Annotated in this window: 4 protein-coding genes and 1 pseudogene; 1 reads left to right on the forward strand and 4 read right to left on the reverse strand. The window is 65.0% G+C overall.

Translation table 11 applies throughout. The features are described from left to right. Positions 1 to 32: 32 nt before the first annotated feature. Genes tyrS through MXAZACID_RS17685 form a run of 3 tightly spaced genes read right to left on the reverse strand, consistent with a single transcriptional unit; the run spans position 33 to position 3,689 of the window. Positions 33 to 1,268, reverse strand: a complete 1,236-nt coding sequence (gene tyrS, locus MXAZACID_RS05105) for a tyrosine--tRNA ligase (protein ID WP_008493059.1) — start codon at positions 1,266 to 1,268, stop codon at positions 33 to 35. A gap of 4 nt (positions 1,269 to 1,272) precedes the next feature. Then, positions 1,273 to 2,478 carry a glycosyltransferase family 87 protein gene (locus MXAZACID_RS05110; RefSeq protein ID WP_008493060.1) on the reverse strand — a complete coding sequence of 402 codons (1,206 nt, stop codon included), beginning with the start codon at positions 2,476 to 2,478 and terminating at the stop codon, positions 1,273 to 1,275. Then, positions 2,475 to 3,689: a glycosyltransferase family 87 protein gene (locus MXAZACID_RS17685; protein ID WP_168118391.1), complete on the reverse strand. Its 1,215-nt coding sequence runs from the start codon at positions 3,687 to 3,689 to the stop codon at positions 2,475 to 2,477. The genes MXAZACID_RS05110 and MXAZACID_RS17685 overlap by 4 nt, the downstream gene beginning before the upstream one ends. A gap of 45 nt (positions 3,690 to 3,734) precedes the next feature. Here MXAZACID_RS17685 and MXAZACID_RS05120 point away from each other — a divergent pair, with 45 nt between their 5' ends. Beyond that, the gene (locus MXAZACID_RS05120) at positions 3,735 to 4,829 is read left to right on the forward strand and encodes an anhydro-N-acetylmuramic acid kinase (protein WP_008493063.1); all 1,095 of its coding nucleotides are present in this window, start codon (positions 3,735 to 3,737) and stop codon (positions 4,827 to 4,829) included. On the opposite strand, the pseudogene MXAZACID_RS19170 reads toward MXAZACID_RS05120, so the two are convergent. Further along, positions 4,811 to 5,447: pseudogene (locus MXAZACID_RS19170) on the reverse strand (hypothetical protein); the annotation flags it as partial. The gene MXAZACID_RS05120 and the pseudogene MXAZACID_RS19170 sit on opposite strands and share 19 nt — an antisense overlap.

Here is a 5,447-nt window from a genome sequence, read left to right on the forward strand (position 1 = left end):
GGGGGATTTTTTCAAAAATCCCCCCTTGAGGTTCACCCTTCTCGTTTGATGAGAACGTGCTGCTTCTTACCCACAGAAAGCTTCTGCTCAGCCTTGGGCGCGATCATCTGCGCCTCATCGGTGATGGCAACATCATCCAGCTTCGCCCCGCCACCGCGAATGAGCCGCCGCGCCTCGCCATTGGAAGCGGCCAACCCGGCCTTCACCAGCAGCGCGAAGGCCGGCAGACCCGCGCCAAATTCGGCGGCGGTGAGGGAGATCGACGGCAGGCTGCCGGCGGCAACACCTTCGGTGAAGAGCTTGCGCGCGGTCTCGGCGGCGTCCTCCGCGGCGGTGCGGCCATGGGCCAGCGTCGTCGCCTCGGTCGCCAGGATGATCTTGGCGCTGTTGATCTCGGCCCCGCCCAGGGCTTCGAGGCGGGCGATTTCGTCCAGCGGCAGATCGGTGAACAGGCGCAGGAAGCGGCCGACATCGGCGTCCTCGGTGTTGCGCCAGAATTGCCAGTATTGGTAGGGGCTCAGCTTTTCGGCCGAGAGCCAGACCGCGCCCGCCGCGCTCTTGCCCATCTTCTGGCCCGACGCCGTGGTGATCAGCGGGGTGGTGAGGCCGAAGACGCTCTTCTGGTCGGTGCGGCGCACCAGCTCGATGCCGGAGACGATATTGCCCCATTGGTCGGAGCCGCCCATCTGCAGCACGACGTTATTGCGGCGGTTGAGCTCGCGGAAATCATAGCTCTGCAGGATGGAGTAGTTGAATTCCAGGAAGGTGAGGCCCTGCTCGCGGTCCAGCCGGCTCTTCACGGAATCAAAGGAGAGCATGCGGTTGACAGAGAAATGCACGCCGACCTCGCGCAGCAGCCCGATGTAAGAGAGCTTGTCCAGCCAGTCGGCATTGTTGACCAGAATGGCGTCGTTCGGGCCGTCGCCGAAATTGATGAAGGCTTCCAGGTTTCTGCGGATGCCGATGAGGTTGGTGGCGATCTGCTCATCACCCAGCAGCTGGCGGGCTTCCTCGCGGAAAGACGGATCACCGATGCGGGTGGTGCCGCCCCCCATCAGCGCCACCGGGCGGTGGCCATGGCGCTGGAACAGGCGCAGCAGCATGATCGGGATCATGTGGCCGACATGCAGGCTGTCGGCGGTGAGGTCGAACCCGGCATAGCCGGCGATGGAACCGTTCGCGCAGGCCGCGTCGAGGGCCGCCTCGTCGGTGCATTGGAAGATGAAGCCGCGGGCTTTCGCCTCGGCCAGAAATGCGCTGTTCGCCATGGTTCTACTCCTGTGCCGGCGCGGGTAGCACAGGCGCAGGCCGGGGCAAAGCCGTGCGCCACAAGGCAGCGAGGACGATGAGCGGGGTGAGTTCATGCCCGGTGGCGATGGAGATGACCAGGCACAGGCCGGGCCAGAGAAAGAGCAGCGCGTCCAGGATGCCGATGCGCCAGTGACGGTTTTGCGCGGATTGGGCGAGGATCAGCGAGTAGCCGACCATGCCGTAGACGAAATCATAAGGCGAGGCGAGCAGCGAGAGCAGGACCACGCGGCCGACAAAATCGAGCCGCCGGCGCCAAAGGAAGAGGGCGAGGACGCAGGCAACCGCCAGCAGCGCCTGCATTGCCTGGGCCAAGCCGAACCCGGCGCCAAAACTGCGCGCCATCCAGAACAGCGACACGCCAAGCCCGGGAAAGCTGTGCGGATCAAACGCCGGGGCGATCATCGAGCGCGCTTCCCGCGGGTCTTGCGCCAGGAAGCTGTACCATGGCCCGGTCCCGAACCAGGCAAGGGAGAGCAGCGACAGCGCCACCACCACGACCGCGAAGGCGACCAGCGCGCGCCAGCGTTTTTGCGCCAGCAAGGCGAAGGGCACCAAAATCCCGACCTGAGGTTTCACCGCCAGAATGCCCAGCAGCGCGCCGCCCCGGGCCGGCGCTGTTGCGGCGAGGGTCAGGCCTGAGACCAGCAGCGCATCGCCGATGATGCCGACCTGACCGATCTGTAGGCTGAACAAGGCCGCCGGGCTGAGCAGCGTGATCAGGATCACCAGCCAGCTATAGCCGGCCCGGCGCAGCATCCAAGCGGCCAGAGCCCAGAACCCGACCGCCCAGACCAGGGCAGCGCATTCGAAGGGCAGAAAGGACAATGTCCCGAGGACCGGCAAAAACGGCGGGGGATAGAGAAAATGCTCGATATAGCCATGCACGCCGAGCAGCGCCTGGGCGGCGATGTTGAAGCGTTGATGATCGTACAGCAGATCGAACGATCCCTGCCGCGCCAGCCGCCCGGCGGACCAGAATACGGCAAAGTCACATTGCGGGGCCTGGCAGGGCGGGTCCACCGCGATCGGCCGGCCGGTGAAATAGCTCAGCCGCGGCGCCACACGCTTGATGAAGGTCACCACCAGGATGGCCCAGAAGGCCAGCAACAGCGCGATCCCGCCGAAGCGGTCGATGAAGCGGAGATAGGCACGGAGGCGCTTGGTCATGGATATTGGCGCTTCCTCTGGGCGGTCTCAAACATAAGACGCAGCAGGCTCGCCATAATGATTAGCGGTGAAAACAGATGGCCGGTTTGGATTGCAATAAGTGGGCAAAAGGGCGGCCACAGCCAGAACAGCAAATCTGTGATGCCGATCTTCCAACCGCGGCGCGCGGCCAGGGCCGCCAAGACCCAAGCGCCCGCCACCATATCGCTAATATAACCGTAAGGCGTTGCCAGCAGCGTCAGCAAAACGGTGGCGGCGGTGCGGTCAAGGGTTGGTGCGTCGGACCACCGCCATATCCAGATCGCCGTCAGCGCGGCGAAACCCGTCACCACAATCTGCACCCAATTGGCAAAAGCGAAGCCAACATGGAAACTGCGCAGCATCCAAAAAACCGAAATCCCACCGCCCATATAGATATGCGGGTTGAAAGGTCGGTTGAGGACGGCTCTGGTTTCCTGAACTCCATAGGTGAAATATGCGCCCCAGACAGATTTGCCGAAAAACAGCGTCGTCAACCCGACCAAGGCAATCACGCAAACAATAAAGCCCAGGGCACTGCGCAGATTTCGCCGTGCGAAGGCAACAGAAGGCGCCAATAGCCCAAGCTGTGGCTTGAGCGACAAAAATCCCAGCAACACCCCCGCCATCCCCGGTTGGTCGAGGGCGCGCATCAGTCCGGCCACGAAAATGGCACCTCCGACGATGCCGATCTGGCCAAGCTCAAGACACCAAACTGCTGCAGGGCTCAGGCAACCAGCCAGAATCACCAGCCATGAAAGCCCAGCCCAGCGCAACAAAAGAATGGCCGAAAGCAACAGCGCCGCGCTCCAGGCAAAAAAGCTTGCCTCGAACGGCAAATAAGCCGCCAGCGCGCTGGGAAGCAGCATGGGGGGCGGGTAGAAGAATGCATCGACACCAAGCTGAAGATTGAATAGATGCTGCTGGAATGCGTGAAATCGCGCGGGATCGTAAATCTGGTTGAAAGCGCCATGCCGGGCGAGAAGCCCAGCCGGCCAGAAGGCGGTGAAATCACATTCTGGCGTCTGGCACGGTGGATCGATATTCACCGATTTGCCAAACAAATAAGCCAGTCGCGGCAGCATGTGGTCAAGGGCGACTTTCGTCCACAATAACCAGAAATAGCCCAAAACGACCCATAGCAGCGCGGTCCAACTTTTTCCGAACCACGTCAGGCCCCGTCTCACATCCATGCCGCCTCTTGCCCTGCTCCGCCTCTCTCGCTTAGCACAAACCTCATGACAGCCAATGCCGCCGCCCGTACCTACCGCGCCATCGGGCTGATGTCCGGCACCTCGCTGGATGGGGTGGATGCCGCCTGGATCGAGACCGATGGCGAGCATGTCAGCGGCTTCGGGCCGGCGGCGACGTTGTTGTATGATGAGGCGCTGCGCGCGCAGCTGCGCGGCCTGCTCGACCGGGCGCCGGGCCTCTCAGCGGATGCTCCGGCCGTGCTGGACGCCACCGCCCGGCTGACCCGCGAGCATGCGCTGGCGGTGGCGTTGCTGGGGCGCTCGGCCGATATTGTCGGGTTTCACGGCCAGACCATCCTGCACGCCCCGAAAGCCGGGCGGACCTGGCAGATCGGCGATGCGGCGCTGCTCTCCCACATCACCAGGCTGCCGGTGGCGTTTGATTTCCGCGCCGCCGATGTCGCCGCCGGCGGCGAGGGCGCGCCTTTGGTGCCGCTGTTTCATGCGGCGCTGGCGCGGGAGCTGGCAAAGCCGTTGCTGATCGTGAATATCGGCGGGGTGGCAAATGCCACCTGGCTGGGCGCTTCGGGCGAGATCATCGCCTGCGATACCGGGCCCGGGAATGGGCCGCTGGATGATCTGGCGCAGGCTCATCTCGGCCAACCCTATGACAAGGACGGCGCGCTGGCCGCTGGCGGGCAGGTCGACCATCAGCGGCTGCAACAGCTGCTCGCGCATCCTTTCTTCGCGCAACCGGCACCGAAATCGCTCGACCGGCTGAGTTTCTCCAGCCTCATCGCCCAGGCCACCCAGGGCCTCGACCCGGCCGACGCCGCCGCCACGCTGGCCGCCTTCATCTGCGCCGCGATCGCCGAAACCAAATTTCCCGCCCCGCCGCAACAGGTGCTGATCACCGGCGGCGGCCGGCATAATGCCACGCTGATGGCGGGCCTCGCCGCGCGCTTCGCGGTGCCGGTGCGCCCGGTGGAGGCGGTGGGCTGGAATGGCGATGCGCTGGAGGCGCAATGTTTCGGCTTCCTCGCGGTGCGCACGCTGCGCGGCCTGCCGCTTTCGCTCCCCAGCACCACCGGAGTGCGCGCCCCGCAGACCGGCGGCCAGATTTACGGGACGATCTTGTAGAGCGTCCAGCCCGCCGCATCGCTGCCGACGGCGCGCAGCCAGGGCGGCACCGCGCCTTTGTTCAGCGCATCCCAGAGCGTGTCCGGCGGCAGGTCGGCGACCAGCAGATAGCGGCCGGGCATCGGGCAGAACAGCACATATTTGGCGCCGGTATCCACCACAGCTTGCGGTTCGCTGGTGCCGGGGACCGCGCGCCAGGCCGCGCGGTCACGCATGAAGGCGGGCACGCCATGTTCATAGAGCGAGCCGACGGTTTCGATCTGGCTGCGATAGAGCAGCTCGGGCGTGTCCTCGGCGCGGGCCAGCACCACCTGCCCGGCCGCCGGGGCCAGCAGCGGGCCGATATGGCGCAGGCTGCAGGAGGGATAGGACCGCCCGCCCGGCACCGGCTTCGGCGCCGCACCGGCCCGCGCCGCCAGGAACGGCACCAGCAGGATCAACGCCAGCAGGCCGATCCGCTTCACCCCGGCCAGCGCCCCCTCCATCCCGCTCAACGCCACCGGCAGCAGGCAGGCGGCGAACAGAGCCGAGAAACAGGTGAAGAGCAGATAGAAATACCCCAGCCCCAGCGCCACCAGCGCGCAGAGCGCGACATAAGCCCAGCCCAAAGGCGCGCGG

Origin of the sequence: Acidocella sp. MX-AZ02, from assembly GCF_000306035.1 — a bacterium.
Lineage (GTDB): Bacteria > Pseudomonadota > Alphaproteobacteria > Acetobacterales > Acetobacteraceae > Acidocella > Acidocella facilis.